This window comes from Leucobacter sp. OLIS6, assembly GCF_002752355.1.
Taxonomy (GTDB): domain Bacteria; phylum Actinomycetota; class Actinomycetes; order Actinomycetales; family Microbacteriaceae; genus Leucobacter.
Map to the genome: position 1 here is coordinate 135,720 of NZ_MRAV01000011.1, position 26,046 is coordinate 161,765.

General features: G+C 71.3%; 20 protein-coding genes. 13 read left to right on the forward strand and 7 right to left on the reverse strand.

Going from position 1 to position 26,046, the window contains the following annotated elements; translation table 11 throughout:
• From BMH31_RS07190 to BMH31_RS07210, 5 genes are all read left to right on the forward strand, one after another.
• Entirely contained in the window at positions 1 to 639 is a 639-nt protein-coding gene (locus BMH31_RS07190) for a GntR family transcriptional regulator (RefSeq protein WP_143469804.1), read from the forward strand.
• Positions 640 to 779: 140 nt separating this feature from the next.
• On the forward strand, positions 780 to 983 hold the full coding sequence (locus BMH31_RS07195; protein ID WP_099724588.1) for a hypothetical protein: 204 nt from the start codon (positions 780 to 782) through the stop codon (positions 981 to 983).
• Positions 984 to 1,008: 25 nt separating this feature from the next.
• On the forward strand, positions 1,009 to 1,656 hold the full coding sequence (gene xrtR / locus BMH31_RS07200; RefSeq protein ID WP_099724589.1) for an exosortase R: 648 nt from the start codon (positions 1,009 to 1,011) through the stop codon (positions 1,654 to 1,656).
• Positions 1,653 to 3,470, forward strand: coding sequence for a glycosyltransferase family 2 protein (locus tag BMH31_RS07205; protein ID WP_241898178.1), 1,818 nt, complete (start codon positions 1,653 to 1,655; stop codon positions 3,468 to 3,470). Before xrtR ends, BMH31_RS07205 begins: the two co-directional genes overlap by 4 nt.
• Positions 3,471 to 3,519: 49 nt before the next feature.
• Positions 3,520 to 10,740 carry a DUF5979 domain-containing protein gene (locus BMH31_RS07210; RefSeq protein WP_099770560.1) on the forward strand — a complete coding sequence of 2,407 codons (7,221 nt, stop codon included), beginning with the start codon at positions 3,520 to 3,522 and terminating at the stop codon, positions 10,738 to 10,740.
• A 95-nt stretch (positions 10,741 to 10,835) separates the two neighbouring features.
• Here the strand turns inward: BMH31_RS07210 and BMH31_RS07215 are convergent, their stop codons facing one another.
• Complete coding sequence (locus BMH31_RS07215; RefSeq protein ID WP_099724591.1) at positions 10,836 to 13,250, reverse strand: HAD-IC family P-type ATPase; 2,415 nt, start codon at positions 13,248 to 13,250, stop codon at positions 10,836 to 10,838.
• 281 nt (positions 13,251 to 13,531) lie between these two features.
• On the opposite strand from BMH31_RS07215, the gene erm reads away from it, so the two are divergent.
• The 6 genes from erm (at position 13,532) to BMH31_RS07245 (ending at position 19,503) form a co-directional block, all read left to right on the forward strand.
• Complete coding sequence (erm, locus tag BMH31_RS07220) at positions 13,532 to 14,299, forward strand: 23S ribosomal RNA methyltransferase Erm (RefSeq protein WP_099724592.1); 768 nt, start codon at positions 13,532 to 13,534, stop codon at positions 14,297 to 14,299.
• A 100-nt stretch (positions 14,300 to 14,399) separates the two neighbouring features.
• The gene (locus tag BMH31_RS07225; protein WP_143469805.1) at positions 14,400 to 15,143 is read left to right on the forward strand and encodes a phosphatase PAP2 family protein; all 744 of its coding nucleotides are present in this window, start codon (positions 14,400 to 14,402) and stop codon (positions 15,141 to 15,143) included.
• A 99-nt stretch (positions 15,144 to 15,242) separates the two neighbouring features.
• Positions 15,243 to 16,574 carry an LCP family protein gene (locus tag BMH31_RS07230; protein ID WP_241898179.1) on the forward strand — a complete coding sequence of 444 codons (1,332 nt, stop codon included), beginning with the start codon at positions 15,243 to 15,245 and terminating at the stop codon, positions 16,572 to 16,574.
• 16 nt (positions 16,575 to 16,590) lie between these two features.
• Positions 16,591 to 17,784 (forward strand): FtsW/RodA/SpoVE family cell cycle protein, encoded by a 1,194-nt coding sequence (locus BMH31_RS07235; RefSeq protein WP_099770561.1) that lies wholly within the window; start codon positions 16,591 to 16,593, stop codon positions 17,782 to 17,784.
• 58 nt (positions 17,785 to 17,842) lie between these two features.
• Entirely contained in the window at positions 17,843 to 18,853 is a 1,011-nt protein-coding gene (locus BMH31_RS07240) for a HAMP domain-containing sensor histidine kinase (protein ID WP_099724595.1), read from the forward strand.
• On the forward strand, positions 18,850 to 19,503 hold the full coding sequence (locus BMH31_RS07245) for a response regulator transcription factor (protein WP_099724596.1): 654 nt from the start codon (positions 18,850 to 18,852) through the stop codon (positions 19,501 to 19,503). Before BMH31_RS07240 ends, BMH31_RS07245 begins: the two co-directional genes overlap by 4 nt.
• A 34-nt stretch (positions 19,504 to 19,537) precedes the next feature.
• On the opposite strand, the gene BMH31_RS15480 is transcribed toward BMH31_RS07245, so the two are convergent.
• From BMH31_RS15480 to BMH31_RS07260, 4 genes are all read right to left on the reverse strand, one after another.
• Positions 19,538 to 19,705, reverse strand: coding sequence for a hypothetical protein (locus BMH31_RS15480; protein WP_158234904.1), 168 nt, complete (start codon positions 19,703 to 19,705; stop codon positions 19,538 to 19,540).
• A 25-nt stretch (positions 19,706 to 19,730) separates the two neighbouring features.
• Positions 19,731 to 21,182, reverse strand: coding sequence for a catalase (locus tag BMH31_RS07250; protein WP_099724597.1), 1,452 nt, complete (start codon positions 21,180 to 21,182; stop codon positions 19,731 to 19,733).
• A gap of 74 nt (positions 21,183 to 21,256) precedes the next feature.
• On the reverse strand, positions 21,257 to 21,679 hold the full coding sequence (locus tag BMH31_RS07255; protein WP_099724598.1) for a Fur family transcriptional regulator: 423 nt from the start codon (positions 21,677 to 21,679) through the stop codon (positions 21,257 to 21,259).
• 55 nt (positions 21,680 to 21,734) lie between these two features.
• Complete coding sequence (locus BMH31_RS07260) at positions 21,735 to 22,526, reverse strand: helix-turn-helix transcriptional regulator (protein ID WP_099724599.1); 792 nt, start codon at positions 22,524 to 22,526, stop codon at positions 21,735 to 21,737.
• Between the two features lie 144 nt (positions 22,527 to 22,670).
• Here BMH31_RS07260 and BMH31_RS07265 point away from each other — a divergent pair, with 144 nt between their 5' ends.
• Positions 22,671 to 23,987 (forward strand): MFS transporter, encoded by a 1,317-nt coding sequence (locus tag BMH31_RS07265; RefSeq protein WP_241898180.1) that lies wholly within the window; start codon positions 22,671 to 22,673, stop codon positions 23,985 to 23,987.
• 207 nt (positions 23,988 to 24,194) lie between these two features.
• Positions 24,195 to 24,572, forward strand: a complete 378-nt coding sequence (locus BMH31_RS07270) for a CinA family protein (protein ID WP_099724600.1) — start codon at positions 24,195 to 24,197, stop codon at positions 24,570 to 24,572.
• Here the strand turns inward: BMH31_RS07270 and BMH31_RS07275 are convergent.
• Entirely contained in the window at positions 24,569 to 25,303 is a 735-nt protein-coding gene (locus BMH31_RS07275) for an HAD family phosphatase (RefSeq protein WP_099724601.1), read from the reverse strand. The two genes, BMH31_RS07270 and BMH31_RS07275, sit on opposite strands and share 4 nt — an antisense overlap.
• A gap of 9 nt (positions 25,304 to 25,312) precedes the next feature.
• Entirely contained in the window at positions 25,313 to 25,900 is a 588-nt protein-coding gene (locus BMH31_RS07280; RefSeq protein WP_099724602.1) for a hypothetical protein, read from the reverse strand.
• Between the last annotated feature and the right edge of the window lie 146 nt (positions 25,901 to 26,046).

Genomic DNA, 26,046 nt, shown 5'->3' on the forward strand with positions numbered 1-26,046 from the left:
ATGCCGCAGACCGCCAACCGCACGTTCCTGCGGGACCAGGTGTACATCGCGATCCGCGACGCCATCGCCGACGGTGTGCTCGAGCCGGGGGAGCGCCTCCGCGAGGACGAGATCGTCGAGTGGCTGGGATCGTCGCGCGCGTCGATCCGGGACGCACTGGCGCGCCTCAGCGACCAGGGCCTCGTCGAGATGGTCCCGAACCAGTTCACCAGGGTCGCACCGGTGGATCGCGACGACGTGCTGCAGTCGCTCGTCACGCAGTTCGTGTTCTTCCGCATCGCGATCAGCGAGGGCGTGCCGGGCCTGACCGATGAGCATCGCGCGGAGCTGCAGCGTCTCATCGATGTGGTGACGACGTCGGTGGCCGAGGGAGGGCGCCCGTCCGTGTACATCTCGGGGCTCGGGGCCTACATGCGGGTGCTCGCGCGGGCGGCCGGCAACGAGATGCTGCTCCACTACATCGATCAGAGCGGACCGTTGGTGTCGCGCGTGCTCAGCATTCCGGGCACGAGCGTCGATCTGGATCGTCTGAACGGGTACGCGGTGGACGTGCACGAAGCGGTACTTGCGGGCGAAACGGACCGCGCGGTGACGCTGCTGCGCGAGTTCGCCGCGGCGACCGTCGGCGACCTGGAGTAGCGCCCCGTTCCTTCGGACCACCCCGGTGCAGCGAGTCGGGCCCAGGGGCGGGGCTCTTGGTGTGCCCTCATCCCGGTCGGCGGGCGGAGTTATCCACAGCGGGAGCGACTCGTCGAATCCGATCCGCGTTACCTGTTACCGTGAGCTATCGCATCAGCTCACGGAAGGGGTCGGACCTGTACACCGCAGCACCTCCCACCGGCATCGGTGTCGCCGCTGGCGTCCTCGCCATCACGGGCGGCGAACAGCTCGGCCTCATTCTCATCGGGATCGCGCTCCTGCTCGGCGGCGCAGTCCTCACGCGCCTGGGCTGGCTCAACCGCCGTCGTGCGCGGGCCGCGTGATCCGCGGTACGAACAGGGGCGCGCGATGAGCGGCATCACCACCACCCGCGTCCAGCCGCTGAGCCGCCGTGCCCGCCGAGAGCGGGGCGCGGCCCCCGAATCCAAGACCGCCTCGCAGCCCCGCGACTCGAAGACGCGTGGTGCCGGTTCGCCCTTCGACCGTCTCGGCCGGGCGCTCATCGCGTTCCTGCTCGTCGCCGTGGGCGTCCTCTGCTTCGTCTTCGAGGGCGAACTGCGCTGCATCGAGACCGAGATCCAGGCCTGGATCATGAACAGCACGGGCTTGGCCGAAACCGCGGTCTCATCGGTCAACAACGGGATCCCCGCAGTCACCTTCCACGCGAACGGCACCTGGATCTCGCTCCGGCTCATCCCGCAGTGCGCGATCGCCGTGTACCTGGGAGCGGGGTGCCTGCTCTCCGCGATCCTGATCCGGGCGCCCCGGGTGCGCCGCGTCCGTCTGCTCACGGCACTCGCCGTCACCAGCTCCGGCCTCATCCTGCTCAACCAGGTGCGACTGCTGGTCAACGGGGTCATGTTCGCCGAGGGCGGGCGCGAGGCCTTCAACTGGGCGCATGGACCGATCGGCTCCACGATGATGATGCTCGGCGTCGCCGGATCCCTCGCCGTGTTCTTCGCGCTCTGCATCCGACGCTCGGAGCGCCGGGCGTGATCGCGGCCTTCGCCGCCACGGCGCTCGTCGTCATCTGCATCTCGTTCCTCTACCTCTGGACCCTGTTCTTCGCCGGGCTCCGAACCATGAAGAAGCAGGGGGCCGCGCTCTCGACCCTGCGAGGTGCGAAGTACGAGAACCCTTTCGCGGGCGAGCCGGGTACGTTCCACACCTATTTCCTGATCCCGTGCCTCAACGAGGATGCGGTCATCGGCGCCACGGTCGCGGCGCTCGCGGGCTCCCGGTACTCGACCACGATCGTGATCGACGACGCCTCCGACGACTCGACCGTCGTCACCGCCTACGCGCGCGGCGGCGACGGCGTGATCGTGCTCGAGCGCCAGCCGCCCAACGCCCGACGGGGCAAAGGCGAGGCCCTCAACGATGCGCTCAGCCTCGTGCGGCAGCTCGTCGCCGAACGGGGGCAGGATGTCGGCCGGGTGCTCGTCACCGTCATGGACGCCGACGGCCGCCTCTCGGACGGTGCGATGGCCGCCGTGCTGCCCCTGTTCGATGACCCCGAAGTCGGCGCGGTCCAGCTCGCCGTGCGCATCCGCAACCGCGAGCGCTTCCTCACCCGCTTCCAGGACTTCCACTTCTGGTCCCTGACCTCCGTCACCCAGTTCGGGCGTCACCAGTCCTCGACCGTATCGCTCGGCGGCAACGGCCAGTTCTCGCGCCTATCCGCCCTGAACGAGGCCGGCGAGACGCCCTGGAGCGAATCCCTCACCGAGGATCTCGACCTCTCCGTCACCCTCGCGATGAAGAGTTGGAAGCTCGCGACCACCCCCAACGCCGCCGTCGAGCAGCAGGGCGTCGCGCAGATCAGCGCGCTCTTCACGCAGCGCCGCCGCTGGTTCCAAGGACACCTGATGCTGGCGAAGCGCCTGCCCGAGATCTGGGGCGACGCCCGGCTGTCGCAGGTGCGCGCGCTCGAACTCTCCGCCTACATCCTCACCCCGTGGGTCACGGTCCTCCCGTGGTCGATCCTCTTCCACTGGGGCCTCTTCGGTCTCATTGTCGAGGGCCCCTCGTTCTTCTCGTTCGTCACCGGCTCCGCGACGCTGCTCATCGGGTTCGTGATCTGGTACGCGCTTGCTTTCGGTCCCGTCGTCGTCTCCGCGTTCGTCTACTGGAGACGCGACGAGGAGATCCGGTTCCGGACCGCCTTCCTGCACGCGCACTGCTTCCCGCTCATGAACAGCATCGCCTTCGCCGCCGTCTGGTCCGCGCTCGTCCGTATTCTCATGGGTGAGAACGGCTGGCAGAAGACCGCCCGAGTGCGGGAAGGCCGTACCGGTGACCCCGTCGAGGTGCGAGCCGACGCCGAAGTCGTATCGATGCCCGCCACCCCGCTCGGATCGCGCATCACCATGCACCCCGCCCGCCTCGAGCGCCTCGGGGACGCCCCGGCTCCGCTAGCGCTTCTTGCCGCCCGTGCCCGACGTCCGGGGACGCAGCCACGGGAACAGCGACCCGACGGCGACGCCGATGAGGAGCACGACCAGGAACCAGATCCAGGCCGGCATCGTGAGTGCGAGCCCGAGGAAGAACACGCTCGCGCTCCCCAGATTCGAAAAGACGAACAGCAGGGCGATCACGAGCAGCACGATCGCCACGATGCTCTTGGCCGAGAGGCCCTTCGACTCGGACTTCGCTCCCGGCGCGTTCGCCGGTGCTCCAGTGGTGTGCGACATCTGTCTGATCCCCCCTTGCCGGCCGAGGGTCGGCCGAATACTGAAAACGCTAGGGGCCCCGAGGGGTCGTCGAAGCCGCGGGTGACAGCAGGGGTGACATCGCGATTCGAAAGCTGAGTTCTTGCTGAAAGATCCCTTGAACAGGCGGCAGTTCTTTGGGGGAAACATGCTCGGCAAACGATGGCTCGCGTCCGTGGCGGCGCTCAGCGTAGTGCTCACGGCACTGGTACCGCTCGGCGCGACGGCAGCGTCCGCCGCCGACAACGCGGTGCTGCAGCTCAAGAAGTCGCTCGTGGGGGAGCAGACGGTGTTCGAGCCGGGCGACACCTTCGAGTACGAGATCGTGGTGGGCTGCTCGTCCACCCTCGATCTGGGCTGCCTCGACGCCGCGCTCACCGACGCGCTGCCCGAACCCCTCGTGCTGAACCCCGCGAACCCCGACCCCGTGACCGCATCGGTCGCTCCGGGCGGCACCGCGGACGTGGTGCTCGACGGCACCACCGGGTTCACCGTCACGCCACAGCAGCAGGACGCCGACGGCAACACCGGCCTACTCGCCGGCGGCACCATGACCGTGACGGTCAACGTACAGGTCCCCGCCGATACCAGCGGTGAGTTCAACGGCGCCAAGATCACGAACACCGCGCACGCGGACGCCGGCAACGCCGCCGAGGTCCAGTCCTCAGCCGATGTCACCCTGCGGGTCGACACCACGCTGGCCGCGTCCCTCTCGAAGCGGGTCTCACCGACGACGGTTCCAGCGGTGCCGGGCCGTTCGGTCGAGTGGACGATCGCTCCGGGCAACGACTCGAACCAGACGGTCGACACGATCGTGATGCAGGATCCCGCCGCGCCGCCGTTCGCCTTCGCACCGAACCTCGAACTCGCGGGCGTCGACGTCACCGATCCGGCGGGAGCCACCGGGCACGAGGTCGAATACTGGGTGACCGGCACCTGGACCAATGCGCCGCCGAACCCGATCGGGAGCGCCGGCGGCGTGCGTGTCACCTTCACCGGGTCTTTCGCTCCCGGCGCGACCGGCGAGGTGAAGCTGCGCACGCGGACGACCGACGCCGTCGCCGGGATCCCCGAAGGAGGATCGATCGAGGCCGTCAACGCGGCGCAGGCGACCGTCGGCAAGAACGGCGAGGCGAGCGAGCCCGTCACCGCGGACGCGAAGACCACCATCTCGGCGAGCGGCCCCGACGCGACGATCACCAAGACCTTCGACGACAGCACCCTGATCGCGGGCCAGTCCACCGTCGCCACGATCACCGCGACGAACGGCGCGCAGAACGTGCAGCGCCTCACCGTCACCGAGCCGTCGGCGGGCAAGCCCGGCCTCGTCGCCCAGGGCCTCGAGTTCACCGGTTTCGGTGAGGCCCTCGCCTGGCCGGTCGCGGCGAGCAGCGCGACCATCACCTACCGCTACACCGACTGCGCCGAGACCAGCGAGCGCACCACCCGCGTCGATTCGCTGCCCGCCGCGCAGAGCGGCTGCACCGTCGACGGCTTCACCGTGGTGTTCGAAGCCGATGGCGACGGGATCCAGCCGGAGGCGTACGCGGCGCTGCCCCTGCGCGTCACGGCGCTGCCGGTGCGGACCACCGCGGAACTGCACAGCACCAACTTCGTCGACACGCAGGTCGAGAACGAGCTCGGCCAGATCGGCTCGGCCGCGACCGAGGCCCCGTTCACCGTCAAGCCGCTCGTCGTCGACACCGAGGCGTCGAAGCGGATCACGCCCGCAGACATCTACGGGGTGCCGGGCACCCGCGCGAACGTCGCCCTCTCAGGCAAGGTGAGCGACGACTCCACGGTCGGGTCGACCGAGCTCGTCCTCACCGACCCGGTGGATCCCGCGACCGACGGCGACTTCTGGAACGCCTTCGCGCCCGTGCGGATCCACGACACCGACATCCCCAACTGCGTGGCGCTCAGCGTCAGCATCTGGTCGCGGGCCGACGGGGCCTGGAAGCCGCTCGCCGGCGCGACCGACGTGCAGGGCGCGCAGGCCAAGTGGAGCGTCGACATCCCCGCGAGCGTGCGAGCGGACGCCGGCGGGATCCGCTTCGCATACCGGCCGACCTGCGAGAGCACGCTGCCGCCCGGCTTCACCGCGCTCGTGAACCTCGACGTCGAGGTGACCGCCGCGCACAGCGGGCGCGAGACCTTCACCAACACCGTGCAGTCGTCCGTGCACAACGACGACGCCGTCGAACCCGACGCGACCGATACGGCCGAGGCGCCGCTCGGCGTGCACCCGCTCGACGGCACCGGCCCCGATCTCGTCGACAAGCACTGGCTCGACGGCACGGTGCCCGCGCTGTCCGGCGAGGAGCGCACCGCGCGCATCGGCTGGAGCACGCAGGGCCTCAAGCTCACCGACATGACCATCACCGACCCGGCCGCGGCCGGCGAGCTCTCGAACATCGCGACGTCCGTCTACGACGCCTTCGACCTCGTCCGCATCGCACCCGTGACCCCGGCCTCCGATCCCCTGATCGAGAACGACCGGATCACGTCCGTCCTCCGCTACTCGGCGAGCGCGGGCGACTGGGTCGACATCACTTCCGCGGCGTGCGCCAACGGATGCGAGGGAAGGTTCGGTGGCTATTCCCTCTTGCCCGCCGAGCAGCGCGACACCCTCGGTATCCGCATCACATACTCCGAACGCGTCGCGGAAGCCGGGGTCGGCGCATCCTACGATCGCCGACCCCTGGACCTCGTGTTCCGGATCCGGGACACGCTGCGCAGCGACCCGAGCGCGTACGCGCTGGGCACGTTCCACGACTCCGGCTACAACACGGGAGAGCCCGGTCTCGTGCACAACTCCGTCGCCGCCCACGGGGTGAACACCGCGACCGGCATCGATCGCACGAGCACCGACGGCGACCGGATCACGATCATCGACAGCCCGCTCAACGTGTCGCTGCAGAAGGAGTTCGACCAGAGCCAGCTCGGCCTGCCGCAGCCCGGCACCGATCCGGCCGACTATCCGCTGATCTCGGCGAAGCTCACCGCGAGCAACGACTCGGCCGTCCGCATCACGTCGATGCGGATCAGCGATCCTGCGCCCGCGCAGGCGCAGCCGACGGTGTTCGACACGCTGAACCTGTTCTCCATCGACGGCGTCACCGCGCCCGCCGGGCTCGCGGCGGCCGATGCACGCATCGTGCTCACCCGCGGCGCGACCGCGGACGCGCCGATCACCGTCGCCGCGGCGCAGGCCCTCGCTCCGAACGACCTCGCCGACATCACCGGCATCGAGGTCGTGTTCGCGAAGCCCGACGGCAGCCCGGTGATCGAACCGGCCGCAACGGGCGTGCTCGACCTCACCTGGCAGCTGCGCGCCGAGAAGCGATCCGGCGGAGCGGCCTCGATCACCCCCGCGGGGGAGTCGATCCTCAACGAGGCGCATGCCGCGATCGACAGCCCCGGCAGGATCGCGTGTCCCGCCGACGGGTGCAGCACCGGTGAAGCGACCGCCGACGACGAGTTCCGCGTGGTCGAGGCCGACTACGCGATCCGCACGAAGAAGACGATCGCGCCCGGGACGATTCCCGAGAACGGCTCGACCGCCTACCGCACCACGCTCACCGGGCAGCCGCTCGGCAGCGCGCGCACCACGCTGCTCACCCTGACCGATGCGACGCCGACCTTCTGGAACACCATGGAGTACACGGGCGTCAGCATCCGGGTGCCGCGCCCGGTCAACCAGCTGCGCATGGACGTGCTGACCGGGGCCGACTTCGAATTGCAGGGCGGCGTGCTCGTCGCCGTCTGCGACGGGGCACCCGTCGACGCGTCGTCGGACTGCTGGAAGACGGGCGACTGGGTCGACGTGCAGCCGGGCAGCACGGCCCAGCTCGACCTGCCGGCCGGCGTCCCGGCGGGCGATGTGGTCGGCGTGCGCTTCTCGGCGCGGGACCTCGAGAACGGCGCACCCGCGCAGTGGGAGCGCCCCTTCAACCCGACTCTGAACTACGAGCTGCAGACCGAGCGGCTCGAATACCTGCGCAGCGAGCCGATGCGACGCGTCTCGACCACGCGACCGGGCCTCGACCCGAACCCGGGCGAGGCCGAGCGCGGAGTCATCAGCGACACCGTCATCGCCGACGGCACTGCGCAGTTCGGTGCGGACCAGCGGTTCACCGACCAGAAGACGGACACCGCGAAGACCACGGTCACGCACCTGACGAACGCGATCAGGGTGACCAAGACCCGCGGCACCAACCCGCTGGTCAGCCCGAGCGCCACCATCCCCTACGTGATCACCGTCGCGAACACCGGCCAGTGGGACATGACCGGCTTCCGCGTGAGCGACCGGATCGGGCTGATCGACGGGCGCTCGCCGCTGGTCGAGCCGACCCCGGCCGCGTACGATTTCGCGATCAGCGGCCCCGGCGCCCCGTCCGGCGCAGCCGGATTCTCGGCCAGTCTCGACGCGAGCACGGGGATCCTCGACATCGTCAACGCCGACCCCGGCTTCGTGTTCAAGGCGGGATGGACCCTGACCGTCAAGACCCCGCTGAAGTTCCGCGCCGGTGTCTCGCCCGATGTGACGATCGACAACCGGGTCTCGGCGACCTCGGACCGCCTGTTCGACACCTGCGCGTCGACCACCACCGACCTGCAGCCGAACCCCGACACCCACGAGGTCGCGACCTGCGCGGCCGATACCGCGACCGGCGCGCGCGCCAGCGCCTCCGTCGCGCTGAAGAAGTGGGTCAAGGGCGACGGGGCGGGCGACCCCGCGACCGGCGCCGACGACCTCGGCGTGCTCAACGTGCTGGGCGACGGCACCGAGTGCGATCCGTCGACGCCGGGCCTCACCGACCGCGGCTTCACCTCGTACCCCTGCGCACCGATCACCCGCCCCGGCGGGCTCGCGACCTGGCGACTCGACTTCCAGAACACGGGCAACGCGAACGCGCGGGTCATTGCGGCGGTCGACACGCTGCCCGATGTGGACGACCAGGGCGTGATCGTGTCGAGCGGACGCGGGTCCCAGTTCCACGTCACCCTCGCGGGGACCGCGGGCAGCAACCTGAGCGAGCTCGCGGACGCCGCCGACGGGCACTTCGAGCTGTTCGGCTCGACCTCCGTGCAGAGCCAGACCTGCAACCAGAACGCGATCGAGCACTTCACCGAGGGCGCGGCCGTCGACCCGGCCTGCGGTTTCGACTGGCAGCCGCTCGCCGTCGGCATGGACGAGGCGCAGCTGTCGAGCATCCGCTCGCTGCTCGTCGTGCTCCGGTTCGACGATCCGACGCGTGCGACGAAGCCGGGCCTGCGACCGGGCGAGACGCTGCAGCTCGAGTTCGATACGCGTACCCCGTGGGTGCTGCCGGTCGAGAGCGCAGTCGCCGACGGCCTGCCGGTCGCCTACAACTCCTTCGCGGGGGCCTCCCGCTCCGTCGCGACGGCGACGCAGCCCGAGCGCCCCGAGCTGGTGCTCGAGCCGCAGCGCGTCGGCATCGCGACCGTCACGGGGCAGCTCCAGCTGCGCAAGACGGTCGAGCGCGGCGGGTTCCCCGCCGGGGTCGAGCTGCCGAGCAACTTCTCACTGCGCGCCGACTGCGTCTCGGGCATCGCGCCCGTATCGCTCCTCGCCGCGGACGGAGGCGACGCGAGCCGGACGACGGTGCCGGGAGACGGCACGCCGGTGCTCGTCAATGCCGCGACCGGCCCCGTGAACCTGCCCCTCTTCGCGAAGTGCGGCATCACCGAGGACCCGGCACCGGCCGGGGCGACCGTGTCGGTGGATCCGGCGGGCGGCGTCATCGTCGACCGGGATCTGTCGCAGAACGCCGCGGTGTGGAACCCCTACCGGGGCGATACCGAGCGCTCGGCCGTCACCGTGACGAACACCTACACGACCGGCGGCTTCACCGTGCGCAAGGTCGCGGATACGGGCGGCGCGGTCGATCAGAACGGCACGCCGATCGGCACCGCGCAGCGCTTCGCGTTCGCGGCGAGCTGCGATTACCTCGGCCAAGAGGTCCTGCCCCAGGCGCAGCGCGGCTTCGAGCTGCGGGCGGGTGAGACCCGGACGATCACGGGGATCCCGACCGACGCGAACTGCCGCGTGACCGAGACGGATACGGGCACCGCGGTGGGAACGAGCACGACGGTCACGGGCGACTCGGCCGAGCCGCGCACCGAGGCCGGCGAGATCGCCCGCTTCCGGGTCGTCCCGGGCGCGACGCCGCAGGTCGCGGTCGAGTTCGTGAACCGCTTCACCACGGGCACGCTCAGCATCACGAAGGAGCTCACCGGAGCCGGCGCGGAGCGCTGGGGTGACGGGCCGTTCACGGTGCGGGTCGTGTGCACCCTCGCCGGGGCCCTGCCCGAGACCGTCTACGACGGCGAGGCGCAGGTGTCGCGGGCGGCACCCGTCGCGACGGTCGAGCACCTGCCCACGGGCGCGGAGTGCACCGTCACCGAGACGGATGCGGGCGTCGCGACCGAGCACACGACGGAACCGGCGGACGGCCGCGTCACGATCGGCGACGACGCGGACGATCCCGTGGCCGCGGTGACGGTCGTCAACGAGTTCCGCACGGGCGGCTTCGACGTGCTCAAGGAGGTCGCGGGACCCGGTTCCCCGACGTTCTCCGACGGGCCGTTCGACTTCGGCTACGTCTGCACCTTCGGTGGCGAGCGGATCGCCGACGGCACGCTGACGCTGCGCGGCGACGGCTCGGGAGATCCGCTCCGGTCGGAAGCGGTGCGCGGGTTGCCCGTCGGAGCCGAGTGCGCGATCACCGAGAACGGCACGGGCGGCGCCGACGAGACGCCGGCGCCGGTGAGCATCACGATCCCCGACGAGCAGGAGGGTGAGGAGTCGGTGGCGACCGCCGGATTCCTCAACGTGTTCTCGGTCGGCACCGCGACCGTCGAGAAACGCCTCGACGGGCCCGGCGCCGAGCTGCCGAGCGCGCGGAACGCGCAGTTCACGATCCTCGCCACCTGCCAGGTGGAACGCGATGGCACGCTCGTCACGCTGCACGAGGCGAGCCTGCGGATCCGTGGCGGCCAGACCCTGGCCGTGGCCGACGCGAACGGCGACCCGGTGCAGCTGCCGCTCGGCGCGCACTGCTTCATCCGCGAGACCGACCGCGGCGGGGCCAGCGCCTCGACCGTCAGCCACGGCGACTATGCGAACGCGGCCGTGATCGCGCGCTCCGATGCGTCGCAGACGCTCGCGCTCATCGCGACCAACACCTTCGAGCTCCCGGCCCCGAAGCCGGGCGGCAGCGGCGGCGCGAACGGAATCGCAGTGACGGGCGCACCGCTCGGCACCCTGCTCGGCACCGCCGGAGCCGCGGCGCTCATCGCCCTGCTCGGCGGGGTGCTGCTGCTGCGCCGACGGAGGTCGTAGGCGGCGGGAACGGCGACGCGGGGCGGGGATCCAGAGATCCCCGCCCCGGGGTCACCGCCTCGGCAGTCGACCGACTCTGCCCGGCGGACGCAGACTCACTCCACCCGGCGACGGTGCCAGAAGCGCAGCGCCTCGATGACGACCATGCCGACGAGCGAGACGACGAGCACGGCGATCGCGAGCGGCGCGGGCAGGAACTCGACCCGGAAGAACGTCGCGACGATCGGGATGCACCAGATCAGCGCGAGGCCGGCGTACATGGCGACCACGACGGCCGCGCGGAATGCGGTGACCGGGCGGGCCAGCACGGCCAGCACCCACAGCGCGATGCCGGCGAGCACGAGCGTCGACGCGGACTGCATCTGCACCACCGTCGCACCCATGTCGTGGCCGACGATGCGCAGCGCGATGAGCCCGGCGGTCACCACGAGGCCCGCGGGGATCGCGAACGTCAGCGATCGGCGCAGGAAGCCGGACCGGTAGCGCGACGCGTTCGGCATGAGCGCGAGGAAGAACGCGGGGATGCCGATGGTGAGACCGTCGGTGATCGACAGCTGGCGCGGCAGGAACGGGAACGCCCAGGCGAGCAGGCCGAAGATGATGCCGATCGCGAAGGCGTAGGTCGTCTTCGTGAGGAACAGCATCGAGACGCGCTCGATGTTGGCGATCACGCGGCGGCCCTCGGCGACGACGCCCGGCATGCGGTCGAAGCGGCCGTCGAGCAGCACGAGGCGGGCGACGGCCTTCGTGGCTTGCGCGGCGGAGTCCATCGCGATGCCGAGGTCGGAGTCCTTGATCGCGAGGGCGTCGTTCACGCCGTCGCCGGTCATCGCGACGACGTGCCCGCGGCTCTGCAGCGCGTGCACCATGGCGCGCTTCTGCTGGGGGGTGACCCGGCCGAACACGCGCTCGGTCTCGAGCACCTCAGCGAGCGCGTCCTGATCCTCGGGCAGCGTGCGCGCGTCGTAGCCGTGCGCCGCGTCGAAGCCGACCTCGCGTGCGACGGCGGCGACGGTGCGCGGATCGTCGCCCGAGATGACTCGGACCTCGACGCCCTGCTCGCGGAAGTAGGCGAGGGTCTGCGCCGCGTCCTCGCGCACGCGCTCGTGGAACGTGACGAGCGCGACCGGAGCGAGGCCCGCGGGCAGCTCCGGGTGCTCGGCCGGGCCGTCGATCACGGCGCTGTGCGCGAGCACGAGCGTGCGCTTGCCGGCCTCGGCGAGTTCGCCCGCCTGCTGCAGCACGCGCTCGATCTCCGCGTCGCCGCGTGCCTCGGCGAGCACGAACTCGGGGGCGCCGAACACCCAGGTGCCGCCGCCCTCGGCGGCCGGACCGCCGGTGAGCACGGCGCTCCACTTGCGCGCCGAGTCGAAGGGGATCTCGCCCGTGACCGGGGGCGCCTGCTCGCCGCCGAAAGGCTCGGCGAGGCACTGGGCGGTGAGGTTCGCGTCGGGCGCGGACCCGATGCGGCCCAGGATCCCGCGCCAGCCGGCGACCTCGCGCAGTTCGATCGTCTCGCCGAAGCCCATCTTGCCGGTGGTGAGGGTGCCCGTCTTGTCGAGGCACAGCACGTCGACGCGGGCGAGGCCTTCGACCGCGGGGAGCTCCTGGATCAGCACGTTCTGGCGCGACAGCTGCATCGCGCTCACGGCGAAGGCGATGCTGGTGACGAGCACGAGGCCGAGCGGCACCATCGCGATCACGGCGGCCACGGCGCCGACGACGGCCTCGCGCCACTCGCCGGTCTCGAGCGCGCGCTCCCACCCGCCGTGCGACTGGATCTGGCCGTACGCGACGATGAGGATCATGGGGCCGAGCGCCCACGCGATCCATTTGAGCAGGCGGTTGATGCTGCCGCGCAGCTCCGACTGCACGAGCGAGAAGCGGCGGGCCTCGTTGGTGAGTTTCGCCGCGTAGGAGTCGTCCCCGACCCGCACGACCTCTGCGAGCGCGGTGCCGCTCACGACGCTCGATCCCGAGAGCACCTCGTCGTCGCGGCGCTTGCGGATCGCGTCGGACTCGCCCGTGAGCAGCGACTCGTCGACCTCGAGGCCGCTCGGGCCCTGCTCGTCGGTCTGCACGACTCGAGCGTCGGCCGTGACCTGGTCGCCGGTGTGCAGCACGAGCAGGTCGCCGAGCACGACCTGCTGCAGCGGGATCTCGGCATCGGCGCCGTCGCGGCGTACGCGGGCGGTCGGAGCGTTGAGCACGGCGAGCCGGTCGAGGGTGCGCTTGGCGTTGAACTCCTGGACGACGCCGATGACGGTGTTGAACAGCGCGGGGAACGCGAAGAGCGCGTCCTGCCAGCGGCCGAGCGCGAACAGGATCCCGAAGCCGGCGAACACGATCGCGTTGAACAGCGTGAACACGTTTGCGAGCAGGATCTGCCACAGCGAGCGCGTGGAGCCGTCGCTCGACACATTGCCCTGCCCCGCTTCGAACCTGAGGGCAGCCTCTTCGGAGGTCAGACCCGTCTGCTCGGCGTCGACCTCGTCCATCACCCGTTCCATGGGGAAAAGACTACGGAACGCGGGCCCGCTGAGGACCGGAAATCCTCCCTGATCGGCCGAAGATGGTACTCGGGTACCACCTGTCCCGCCGCGGCCCCCTACCGGAGAGGGAGCCGCGTGCGGTTAGGCTGTCCGGCATGGGAATCTCAGCGCACGCGATCACCAGGATCCGCCGCTCGTAGCGGCGGACGCAGTTCCACGTCGTCTCCGCCGCTCCTCGGTCCAACCGGGCGGCCGTTCTCGCGCGCCCGGAAGATCTTCCGCTCCAGGAGTGCATTCCCATGCCCACGTACCGTGGCGGCCGTCATGAGCACGGCCAGAACTACCTCACCGACCGACCGACGATCGCCGCGTTCACCCGGCTCGTCGCAGACTCGACCGGGCCGATCATCGAGATCGGACCGGGGCGGGGCGCGCTGACGCGCGAACTGCACCGCCTCCATCGTCCGCTCACCGCGGTCGAGATCGATCCGCGCAGCGTCGCTGCCCTCGGCGACGCCCTGCCCGGGGTTCGAATCGTCCACGCGGACTTCCTCGACTGGCGGCTGCCCGGATCCCCGCACGTCATCGCAGGAAACGTGCCGTTCCACCTGACCACCGCGATCCTGCGCAAACTGCTGCACGCGCCTGGCTGGAGCCGGAGCGTGCTGCTCGTCCAGTGGGAGGTCGCCCGCCGTCGTGCCGGAGTCGGAGGCGCGAGCATGATGACGGCGCAGTGGTGGCCCTGGTTCGAATTCGGAGTCGATCGTCGAGTGCACCGTTCCGCGCTGCGCCCGGCTCCGAGCGTCGACGGCGGGATCCTGGTCATGAATCGGCGGGCGCAACCGTTGATCGTCGATCGGGATCGCGCCGCCTACCGCGAGTTCGTGCATCGCGTGTTCACCGGTCCCGGGCGCGGCATCGCGGCGATCTCCGCCGCGGCATCGGGACTGCCCCGGCGCGAGGCCGCGCGACGTGTGGCTCGGATCGGGATCGCACCGGAACGGCTGCCGAAGGATCTGAGCGCCGAGCAGTGGGAGGTGCTCTTCCAGGTCATGCGTCGGCAGTGACTCGGGCGAATCCTTGGAGGTTCCTTGGCGGGCCGGGCGGAGGCTGGGTTGCGCGGTGCACCGATTCCGGAGCGCCGTGCGACCTGCGGGAGGAACTCGGATGACTCGGATGATCACGACCCGGCCGGTGCGGCCCGCACGGTCCGCACCGCCGGCGCGAGACCGAGCGGGCCTCGGCGCGCAGCGCGGAATCCTGCGCCGAGCTCCGCGGCCCGCCGTCGCGTTCGTCACGACCGCCGTGGCCGCCGCGGCCGTGATCGCGCTCGGCTTCGTCCTGCGGACCCACCCGTTCGACGCCGGGATCGTGGCCGCGTTCAATCGGGATCACGTCGGAGCCTGGGGCTTCGTCGGGGACGCGATCTACCGGCTCTTCAGCCCCGTCCCCGCCGTCGTGCTCGTCGTCGCGCTCGCCCTGCTCGTCTGGTGGCGTTCGCGCTCCCTGCTGCCGGCGCTGGCGTTCGGCGGCACGATCGCGGTGACGTGGCTGCCGGTCGCGGTGATCAAGGCCCTCGTGGATCGCCCGCGCCCCGATCTGTCGCTGCTCGCGCACCTCCCGGCCCGGGTCCAGACCGACGGGTCGTTCCCGAGCGGGCACACGGCGTTCGCCGTCTCGCTCTCGATCGGGATCTGGTTCCTGCTGCGCGACAGCCGGTGGGAGGGGGTCGCGATCGTCGGAGGCGTCGCGTTCACCCTGCTCGTCGGTGCCGCGGTCGTGAGCGACGGCCTGCACTACCCGAGCGACGCCCTCGCCTCGGTCGTATGGGGGCTCGCGATGGCACCGACGGCGCGGATCCTGGTCGCCGACATCGCCCTGAGCCGGCTCGCGGCGCGATTCGCGCGCTGACCGACCCGGCGCTGCCACCCTGCGCACCCTGCGCACCCTGCGCAGCCGGTGCCCCCGGCACTCGCCCCACCGCCACGAATTACGGAACGGACGGAACGCATGTCTCGACGACCCCGGAACCAGCTGCTGCTCGACGACTCGACTTCGGGCAGGCGTCGGATGAGCCGCCGGAAGCGTCTGCTCATCACGATCTCGGTCGCGCTGACGACGCTCCTCGTCGCGGCCGGCGCGGCGGCCGCGTTCGTGCTGCGCAGTCTGGACGCGGGGATCGTGCGCTCGGACTTCGCGCTGCCGCACGCGACGAAGAAGCCCGAGCCCGGTGAGCAGAACATCCTCATCATGGGGATGGACACCCGGGTCGACCAGCGGGGGAAGCCGCTGCCCAAGCAGGTGTACGAGGCCCTGCATGCGGGTACCGAGGACGACGGCGGGTACAACGCGAACGTGCTCATGCTGGTCCACATCCCCAAGGATCGGAAGAAGTCGGTCGGCATCTCGATCCCGCGCGACGACTACGCCGAGATCGTCGGCGCTCCGCTCGGGGTGACGCACTCGAAGATCAAGGAGGCGTACGGCCTCGCGATGCAGCAGCGCATGAACGAGCTGCAGGACGACTCGAGCCTCACACCGGACGAGCGCTACCAGCAGGCCCGAGCGGCGGGCCGCCAGGCGCAGATCGAGACCGTCTCGCACTTCCTCGGCGACGTGCGCATCGACCACTTCGTCGAGATGACGATGGGCGGTTTCTACTCCGTATCCCAGGCGGTCGCCCCGATCACGGTGTGCCTGAACCGGGCGACCGAGGACAGCTACTCGGGGGCCCATTTCGCGGCGGGCGTGCAGGAGCTCGACGCGCAGCAGGCCATGAGCTTCGTCCGTCAGCGCCGTGACACGGGCGTCGACGGACCGGAGCTGACCGACCTCGACCGAGCGCGGCGCCAGCAGGCGTTCCTCGTGGCGCTCGCCGACAAGCTGAAGCAGCAGAGCACCCTGACCGACCCGAAGACCGTGACGGAGCTCGTCGGGGTCACCCAGTCGCACGTCGCGCTCGACACCGGCTTCGACGTGCTCGGGTTCCTCGACATCGCCCGAGCGGCCGCGCAGAACGGGATCGAGTTCGTCACCCTGCCGATCGTCGAGTTCGGCACCATCGACGGGGCCGCCGTGAACATCGTCGATCTCGATGAGATCCACCGGGTCACCGCCGAGCTGCTCGGAACCGCGCCGAAGGCGGCAGCCGGTGCCGCCCCGTCGCCGGCGGGCGCCGAGCCGAGCACGGCCTCGCCGGCCTCGCCGCCGGTCGAGGGCGGATCGGTCGAGGGCGGATCGGCCGAGCCGTCACCGTCGGAGCGATCCTCACCGTCGGGCACCACCGCCGTCGACTCCTGGGATCAACCGATCCGCCCCGGCACCCGCCCCTGCGTGAACTGAGCTCGCCGTGCCCCCGATGCAGCGCAGCACCATCGGCCTCCCCGAAGCCGCCCCGGCCCGGTTCCGGCTGATCCCCGAGGCCCGGGGACCGCTGCGCCGCCTCACCGTCGCGCTGCTCGTCGTGGTGCTGCTGCTCGTCGCCGTCGGCGTGGTCATGGTCCAGTCGGCCGGCGAGGTCACGGCCATCGCGGCCGGTCAGTTCCCGCTCGAGGGGCTGATGCGGCAGAGCGCGTACGCGATCCTCGGTCTCGGGGCGATGCTCGTGCTGAGCCAGGTGCCCACCGCGCTGCTGCGGCGCTGGGCCTGGGTCGCGCTGCTCGGGGGGTTCGCCCTGCAGGCGCTCGTCTACACCCCGCTCGGCTACGAGGCGGGCGGCAACCGCAACTGGCTGCAACTCGGACCCGTCTCGATCCAACCCGCCGAGTTCATGAAGGTCGTGCTGCTCGTCTGGATCTCGACCGTGCTCGCCGCCAAACGCACGCTGCTGTCCCGCTGGGTGCACGTCGTGATCCCGATCCTGCCCGTGGTCGCGCTGTCGATGCTCATCAACGTGATCGGCGGCGACCTCGGCACGCTCATGATCATCGCGGCGCTCGTGTTCGGCTGCCTCTACTTCTCGCAGGTGCGCGCGCGGATCCTCGCGGGGATCGCGGGAGTCGCCGTGTTCGGCATCGGCGTCATGACCGTCATCAAGCCCAATCGGGTGTTCCGCATCGCGCACTTCCTCGAGGTCGACTGCGTCACGGACGCCGCGCACGCGCAGGGCATGTGCTGGCAGTCGCTCAACGGCTTCTGGGCGCTCGCGGGCGGCGGCCTGTTCGGTACCGGCATCGGCGGATCCACCGCCAAGTGGTCATGGCTGCCCGAGGCCGACACCGACTTCATCTTCGCGATCGTGGGCGAGGAGCTCGGCTTCGTGGGTGCGGTCTCGGTCGTACTGCTGTTCGCCGCGCTCGCCGCCGTGCTGCTCGCGCTCATGGCGCGCTGCCGCGACCCGTTCGCCGTCTCGGCGATCGGCGGGTGCATGACCTGGATCACCGCCCAGATGCTCGTGAACGTCTCGGTGGTGCTGGGGTTCGTGCCCGTGCTCGGGGTGCCGCTGCCGCTCGTGTCGGCGGGCGGCACCTCGCTCGTCTCGACGCTGATGGCGGTCGGGGTGGTGCTGTCGTGCGTGCGCGAGCAGGCGCTCGCGGCGGATCCCGGGCCCTGACGTGCGAGAGTGGACCCGGGCCCGGCTTCGGGCCGTGCGCAGACGGAGGGGGAGCGTGATGCCCGCAACCCGGATCGAACCGGGGGAGCTGCCCGACGAGCGCGCCTACCGGCGGTCGGCCTCGCAGATCGGCTGGCAGGTCATGGCGGTGTGCGCCGGGCTCGTCGTGATCGGCGGCGGCGTGATCCTCGCGTTCGTGTTCTGGCAGACGACCCCCTGGGAGGCGAATCAGCCGCCGCAGCCGGGGGAGATCGAGGTGCGCCTCGATCCCGGTGAGCTGGTGCTCGCGGTCGTGCTGCTCGCGACGGGCGCGGTGCTGAGCGCCGGCTTCGCGGCCCGCATGATCGCCCGCAGGGCCGTGGAACCGCTCGACGAGGCGTTCCAGTTGCAGCGCCGCTTCGTCGCCGACGCCAGCCACGAGCTGCGCACACCGCTCGCCGTGCTGGGCGCCCGGGCGCAGCAGCTGGCCGCGATGACCCCCGACGGGGATCCGCGGGGCGCGATCGTCGCCGAGCTGCGGCAGGACGTGCGCAACCTGGCCGTGGTGATGGACGACATGCTCGATGCCGCGACGGGCGCGGTGGCGGCCCGCGGCCGGGCGGCGCTCGACCAGGTCGCCGGCGAGGTCGCCCGTGACCTCGCGACCGTCGCCGAGGAGTTCGGTGCCGCGATCGCGGTCTCGGCCCCGCCCCTCGCGGTCGCGATGCCCGAGAGCGCCCTGCGACGCTGCCTCGTCGCGCTCGTCGACAACGCGCTCGATCACTCGCCCGCGGGCGGCACGGTGAGGATCGAGGCCGAGCGGCGCGGCGTCTCCGCGGTCGTCGCGGTGTCCGACGAGGGGCCCGGGATCCGGGGCGTCGCCCCCGAGCGGGTGTTCGACCGCTTCGCCCACGGCGCGCCCCCGAGCACTCCGCGCGGACGCGGCCGCACGGGGCGGGGGATCGGCCTCGCGCTCGTGCGCGAGCTCTGCGAGGCCTCCGGCGGGGACGTCCGAGTCGCCGCCACCGGTCCGCATGGGACCCGGTTCGAGCTGACGCTGCCGCTCGCCGCGGACGGGGCTCCGCGATGATGCGCCTGCTGCTGATCGAGGACGATCCGCGGCTCGGCCCCATCATGCGCGACGTCCTGGGCGCCGACTGGCGGGTCGAGCTCGTCGAGTCGGCGGAGGCCGGGTTCGAGGCGGTGCGAACGACGGACTTCGACGCGATGGTGGTCGACCGGGGGCTCCCCGGGATCAGCGGCGAGGACTTCGTGCGCGAACTGCGCAGGCAGCGGATCGCCACCCCGATCCTGCTGCTCACCGCGCTCGGGCAGCTGCACGACCGGGTGGAGGGGCTCGACGCGGGCGCCGACGACTACCTCGTGAAGCCGTTCGAGTTCGAGGAGCTGAACGCGCGGCTCCGGGCGATGACCCGCAGCTACGACCAGCCGCTCGGGGTCGAGATCGGCGGGTGGTTCTTCTCGCCCGAGGACCGCAGCATCGGGTCGCCCTATTCGGGCCGGATCGCGCTGACCGAGACGGAGACGGCGCTGCTCGCCGTGCTCGTCGCCGAGCCGGAGCGCACCTTCACCCGTGAGCAGCTGCTCGAGCGGGTCTTCGCGCAGGGCGAGAGCGCGACCACGGTCGAGACCTATGTGCACTACCTGCGACGCAAGGTCGACCGCGACCTGATCCGCACGGTGCGCGGTCGCGGGTACCGGCTCGGCGCGCTCGACTGAGCGAACGGCCGAGCCGGCACCCGCGAGGCGAGGGTCAGTCGCAGCAGCCGCAGCCGCGGCGGCGCACCAGCATCTCGTTCGGCTGCATCACGAGGCGCGAGTAGCGGCGCTCGCGCCGCGCGGCCGCTGTGGCGACGCGCTCATCGCGCTTCGCGCTGCGGTCGGTGGTGCTGCTCTCGGAGGAACGGGCGGACGGGTTCATAGGGTTCTCCAATGCTCGTGCGAGCTCAGGCCAGGTTCGCGCGGAGCGCGGCGCCCAGCTCGGCGTCGACTCGGGTCCAGTAGTCGATGGCCCGCTCGCGGATTTCGATGCGCTGCACCGAGCCGACGGCGCCCGTGATGGTCGCGAGGAAGCGCTCCTTCGCGGCCGCGTCGAACACCTCGCGGTAGAGGGTGCCGGCCTGGCCGAAGTCGTCGTCCTCGGGATGCAGGGTGGCTGCGGCGCGCAGCAGCTCGCCGTCGGACTCCCAGGAGCCCGCACCCGCGGCGGCAGGATCGGCGACGGGGCCGCCGAGCGAGTTGGGGGCGTAGACCGGCGTGCTCGGCGAGTTGAAGCCGTGCCGCTGCGCGCCGTCCTGCGAGTAGTTCGCGACCGGCGCCACGGGGGCGTTGACCGGGATCTGGTTGTAGTTCGTGCCCACGCGGTAGCGCTGTGCGTCCGGGTACGAGAACACGCGGGCCATCAGCATCTTGTCGGGCGAGATGTCGATGCCGGGGACGGTGTTCGCCGGCGAGAAGGCGGCCTGCTCGATCTGTGCGAAGAAGTTCTCGGGGTTGCGGTTCAGCTTGTGGACGCCCACCTCGATCTTCGGGTAGTCCGCGTGCGGCCACACCTTGGTCAGGTCGAACGGGTTGAAGCGGTAGGTCTTGGCCTCCTCGTAGGGCATGACCTGGACCGACACCTTCCACGCGGGGAAGTCGCCGCGCTCGATCGCCTCGTACAGGTCGCGACGGTAGTAGTCGGCGTCGGCACCGGCGATCGCCTCGGCCTCCTCGTTCGTCAGCTCCTCGTTGCCCTGCAGCGCGTCGAAGTGGTACTTCACCCAGAAGCGCTCGCCGTCGGCGTTGATCCACTGGTAGGTGTGCGAGCCGAAGCCGGGCATGTGGCGCCACGAGCGGGGCAGGCCGCGGTCGCCCATGAGGTAGGTGACCTGGTGCGCCGACTCGGGCGAGAGGGTCCAGAAGTCCCACTGCATGTCGGCGTCGCGCAGGCCCGAACCGGGCAGGCGCTTCTGCGAGTGGATGAAGTCGGGGAACTTGATGCCGTCGCGGATGAAGAACACGGGGGTGTTGTTGCCGACGATGTCGTAGTTGCCCTCGCTCGTGTAGAACTTCACCGAGAAGCCGCGGACGTCGCGCCAGGTGTCCGGCGATCCCATCTCGCCGGCGACCGACGAGAATCGCTGCAGGGTCTCGGTGCGCGCACCCGGCTGGAACACGGCGGCGCGGGTGTAGGCCGAGACGTCGCCGGTGACGACGAACTCGCCGAAGGCGCCGCCGCCCTTGGCGTGCACGATCCGCTCGGGGATCCGCTCGCGGTTGAACTGGGCCAGCTTCTCGACCAGGTAGCGGTCGTGCAGGGCGATCGCGCCGTCGGGGCCGGCGCTGAGCGAGTGGGCGTCGCTCGCGACCGGGGTTCCGGTCTGCGTGGTGGTCTGCGGGGTCTGGGGGCTGGACATGGCTCTCCTTGGGGGATTTCCGGGCACGACGAATCACCGCCCGGCCGTGGGGCGGGCGGACGAACGCGAGTCGTCTATGCGGCCGAGGCTCGGCACTCGGGGCACAGGCCCCAGAACGTGACCTCGGCGGTCTGAACGGTGAAACCCGACGTTGACGACGGGTCGAGGCACGGCGCGTGACCGACGACGCAGTCCACATCACCGACCGCGCCGCATCCGGTGCAGACGATGTGGTGGTGGTTGTCGCCGACGCGCCGTTCATACAGCGCTGCGGATCCTGCCGGCTCGATCCGGCGGGCGAGGCCCGCCTCCGTCAGGTCCGCGAGGATGTTGTGCACCGACTGGATCGAGGTGGTCGGCACGGTTCTCGAGACCGCTCGGAACACCTGGTCGGCGTCCGAGTGGGGCATGGAGGCGAGCGCGTCGAGCACGGCGACCCGGCCAGCGGTCGCACGCAATCCGGCACTGCGCAATGCCGATTCGAGCGTCGTCTCCATGTTCCCCAACCCTATCATTTATTTTGAATGATTCAAAAAAGGAGGCGTTTCCCCATCATTCCCCGCTCCGATTCTCCCGCAGCGGACCGCGATCCTCCAGGGCGAGCGAGCGCCGGTACCTTCCGGGCGTCTGCCCGACGAGTTCGGTGAAGGCGTCGATGAACGCGCTCGGGTTCGCCCAGCCGCACGCCGTGGCCGTGTCGACCACCGAGACCCCGTCGGTGAGCAGCAGGAGCGCGCGGTGCACGCGCAGCTGGATCCGCCACTGCCGGAAGCTCATGCCGACCTCCTGTCGGAACAGGCGGCTGAGGGTGCGACCGCTCGCGCCGACCCTGCGACCCAGCTGATCGAGGGTCGCGGGGCTCGACAGGTCCCGCTCGACCAGGCGGGTCAGGGCGCGGAGCCGGTCGTCGTGCGGCTCCGGCAGGTGCAGGGGCTGCTCGGGCGTCGCGCACACGTCCTCGATGATCACGCGGCGCAGCCGATCGCGCGACTCGGGGGAGCGGGAGGGATCCCCGGTCAGGGTGAGCGTCGCCTCGCGGGCCAGTGGGCTCATCGCGAGCACCGCCGGACGCTCGGGCAGCAGCTCCGCGAGGGCCGCGGGCAGGAACACGACCCGCATGTCGGTCGCGCCGTGCGCCCGGTGCCGGTGCCGGAACCCCGCCGGGATCCAGACCACCCGGTTCGACGGGGCGATCCACGATCCGTCGTCGGTGACGAGCGAGAGCACGCCGGTCGCCGGATACACGAGGTGCCCCATGGCGTGCAGGTGCACGGGGGTGCGCTCGGCGTGATCCAGGAGCAGGATCTGCTCGGGCGCGAGCGAGTCTTGGCGGGTTTCGGGCATCACTGGTCACTGTACCGGTGGATCGCCGCGGCCGGCAGCGGTGGAATGGAGGCACTGGTCGGGATCTCCGACCGCGTCCCGATGCCGAGCCGCCGCAGCCCCCGCCGCTCGAGCGTCTCGGCCCCTTTCGTGAAGGAGCCGCCCGTGCGCACCTCGGAAATCCCGATCATCGACGACCTCCCGGTCGAGGCCGAGCGGCCCGTCGATCGGTCGACGGAGCACCCGGCCGAGCGCTCCCGGAGCCGGGGCGGCATGCTGCTGCTCGCCGCCGGACTGATCCTCATCGGACTCAACCTGCGCATCGGTGTCGCCTCGATCGGCCCGGTGCTCGGCGAGATCCGAGACGCGCTCGGGCTCTCGACCACCGCGGCGGGACTCCTCACCACGATCCCGGTGTTCGCCTTCGGCGCCTTCGCGTTCCTCACGCCCGGGCTCACGCGCCGCCTCGGCATGCACCGGCTGCTCGGCATCACCATGATCGTGCTCGCCGCCGGGATCCTGCTGCGCCTGCACCCGAGCCTCGTCGGGCTGTTCGTCGGGACCGTGCTCGTCGGGGCCGCGATCGCCGTCGGCAACGTGCTCATGCCGCCCGCCATCAAACAGGACTTCTCGCATCGGGCCGGGCTCATGATGGGGCTCTACTCGACCGCCCTGTTCGTCGGTGCCGCCGCCGCATCAGGCCTGACCGTGCCGCTGCTGCCGCTGGTGGGCGGCGGCTGGCGTGCGGCGCTCGCCGTCTGGGCGGCGCCCGCGATCCTCGCGGCCGTGATCTGGATCCCGCAGATGCGCCGCTCGCCCGGCCGCTCGCGGGCCGGCGCCGGGGTCGCCGACGCGCCCTCCGAAGCCGGCGAGCCGCCGTTCCGCGCGATCCTCGGCGACCCCATCGCCATCGCCGTCACCGCGCTCATGGGCCTGCAGAGCGCCGCCTATTACACGAGCCTCACCTGGGTGCCGACGATCCTGCAGGACGCCGGAATCGCGGCCGGTACCGCCGGTTGGCTCTTCGCGTTCTCGGCGTTCCCCGGGATCCTCGCCTCGTTCGTGGTGCCCGCGCTCGCGAAGCGGATCCGACCCCTCTGGCTGCCGGTCGCGGTCGCGGTCGCGCTGATGGCCGTCGCCTACATCGGGCTCGCGGTCGCGCCGGCCGCGGCCCCCTATCTCTGGATGACGCTGCTCGGCCTCGGTCAGGGCGCGTCGATCAGCCTGTCGCTCGCCTACATCGTGCTGCGCTCGCCCGACGCGCATCACACGGGGCACCTCTCGACCATGGCGCAGGGCTTCGGCTACCTGATCGCCGGGCTCGCGCCCATCGGTTTCGGCGCGGTGCACGCACTCAGCGGGGAGTGGACGCTGCCGCTCGCCGCGCTCGGCCTGCTGCTCGTGCTCCAGCTCGTCGCCGGAGTCGTCGCCAGCCGGCCCGGGCACATCCGGGCGCGGATCCCCGGGAGGGCGGCCCGCTGAGGCGGGGCGGGTCGCTTCGGCTGTCAACCGGGTGGCGCAGGGCGCGGTATCGGCCTAGCGTGGCTCCTCCCACATCGAAAGGAGATCGGATCATGGCGGAGTCCGCGCTGAGTCCCGAGGTCGATCTGCTGGTGCGCGAGGTCGCTCGAGCCGCTGAGCTCGCGGGCTGCAGCATCGGCTCTGCCGAGTCCCTGACCGGGGGGACAGTTGAGCGCGGCCCTCACCGCCGCGCCGGACGCGGGCGACTGGTACCAGGGCGGCATCGTCGCCTACCGGCCCGAGGTCAAGTACGCCCTCCTCGATGCTCCGAGCGGGCCGGTGGTCACGGCGGACACCGCGATCGCCATGGCGCAGAGCGCTGCCGCGCTGCTCATGGCCGACTGCGCAGTGGGGCTGACGGGCGTCGGCGGTCCGGAGCCGGAGGAGGGCGAAGCGCCCGGAACGGTGTTCATCGCCGCGGTGCACCGGGGCTCGCCACCGGTGGTGGCGCGGTATCGCTTCGACGGGGACCCGGTCGCCGTGATCGAGCAGAGCATCCTGGAAGCGCTCCGCGCGCTCCGAGCGCGGATCCCCGAAGTTCCCTAGCTCCGCGCGATCGTCTCGATCAGCGCGGGCAGCTCGTCCATGTGGGTGAACACCGCGACGGCGCCCGCCGCGCGCAGCGCATCGGGCGCCGTGCGAGTGGGGCCTTCGGGCGAGAAACCGAGCACCGTGGCCCCCGCAGCGACGCCGGCGGTGGTGCCCGAGACGGTGTCCTCGATCACGATCGCGCGGCCCGCATCGATGCCGATCGCCGCGGCCGCCGCGAGGTAGACGTCGGGCGCGGGCTTGCTGCGGGGCTGATCCATGCCGCTCAGCACCCGGTCGCCGAACAGCGGGGCGAGGCCCGTCAGCTCGAGCTGCATCCGCGCCTTCGGCAGGTCGGCGCCCGTCGCGACCGCGATCCGGCCCGCGAAGCGCTCGGACGCCGCCGCGACGGCCTCCCGCGCCCCCGGGATCGCGGTCAAGTCCGCGCGCAGACGTTCGTCGCGCCGCTCGCGGAAGCGCGCGATCCACTCGTCGGTGATGCGGAAGCCGGTTCTGTCGAGGATCACCTTCCACTCGTCCTTCAGCGCGCGACCGATGAACAGCCGGATGCAGTCCTCCGCCGAGATCGCCCAGCCGAGCTCGTGCAGCATCTCGCGCAGCACGCCGTTCGTGATCAGCTCGGAGTCGACGAGCACGCCGTCGCAGTCGAACAGCACCCCGTCGAAGCCGCCGCTCGCGGTCCCCGTGGTCGTGTCGGTGGTGGTGCTCTGCTGCGGGGATCCGGTCATGCTCGGAGGCTATCCCACCTCGCTGAGGTCGATGAGCGCGAGCCGCGTGCCGGCGTCGGTCGGCCCCTCGAGCACGACGACCTCGGGCAGGCGCTCGCCCGAGCCGTTCGACGGCACCGAGAGCCGCTGCGCCTCGAGGATCTCGATCAGCCCCTGCCCGACCGCGCGATTGAGAACCTCCTGCGACAGCTCGCCGGGCTGCACCTCGCGGAACCGCGGATCGAGCGTGATGGAGCCGTGCTCCGGGACCCGGACCAGCGCGCTGCGGTCGACCTTCGACCGCGCGCCGCCTCCCGAAGATTCGGACCGGACCAGCTGCGTCCCCTCGGGGAACGAGATGCGCGCCCGATCCTCGACGGCGCCGAGGATCTCGGTCTCCGAGGCGGTCCGGCACGCCTGCGCGTCGTGGAGGAAGCACTCCGTGCCCCGCTCCTGGGTCTCGGGCAGCGCCGAACCGACCCAGAACGCCAGGCCGACGAAGATCGCCACGGCGGCCGCGCCGAGAGCGACGACGAGGCCCCAGTGCGCGGAGGTCCGGGTCGCGAGCCGGGCCGGGTCGTCGACCTCGGTCGCCTCGGGGAGCTCCGGAAGCGTCATGGGGACCCCCTCCGCCGCGGGTGTCGGGCCGCCGCGGCTCCGGCCAGGATACTCAGCGGCGATGAATCCTCGCGGGGCGCTCGGAAAGCCGATACAAGTAGGAGTGGGCGATGAACGCCCGGCGACCCGCACCGCGTCGAAAGGGC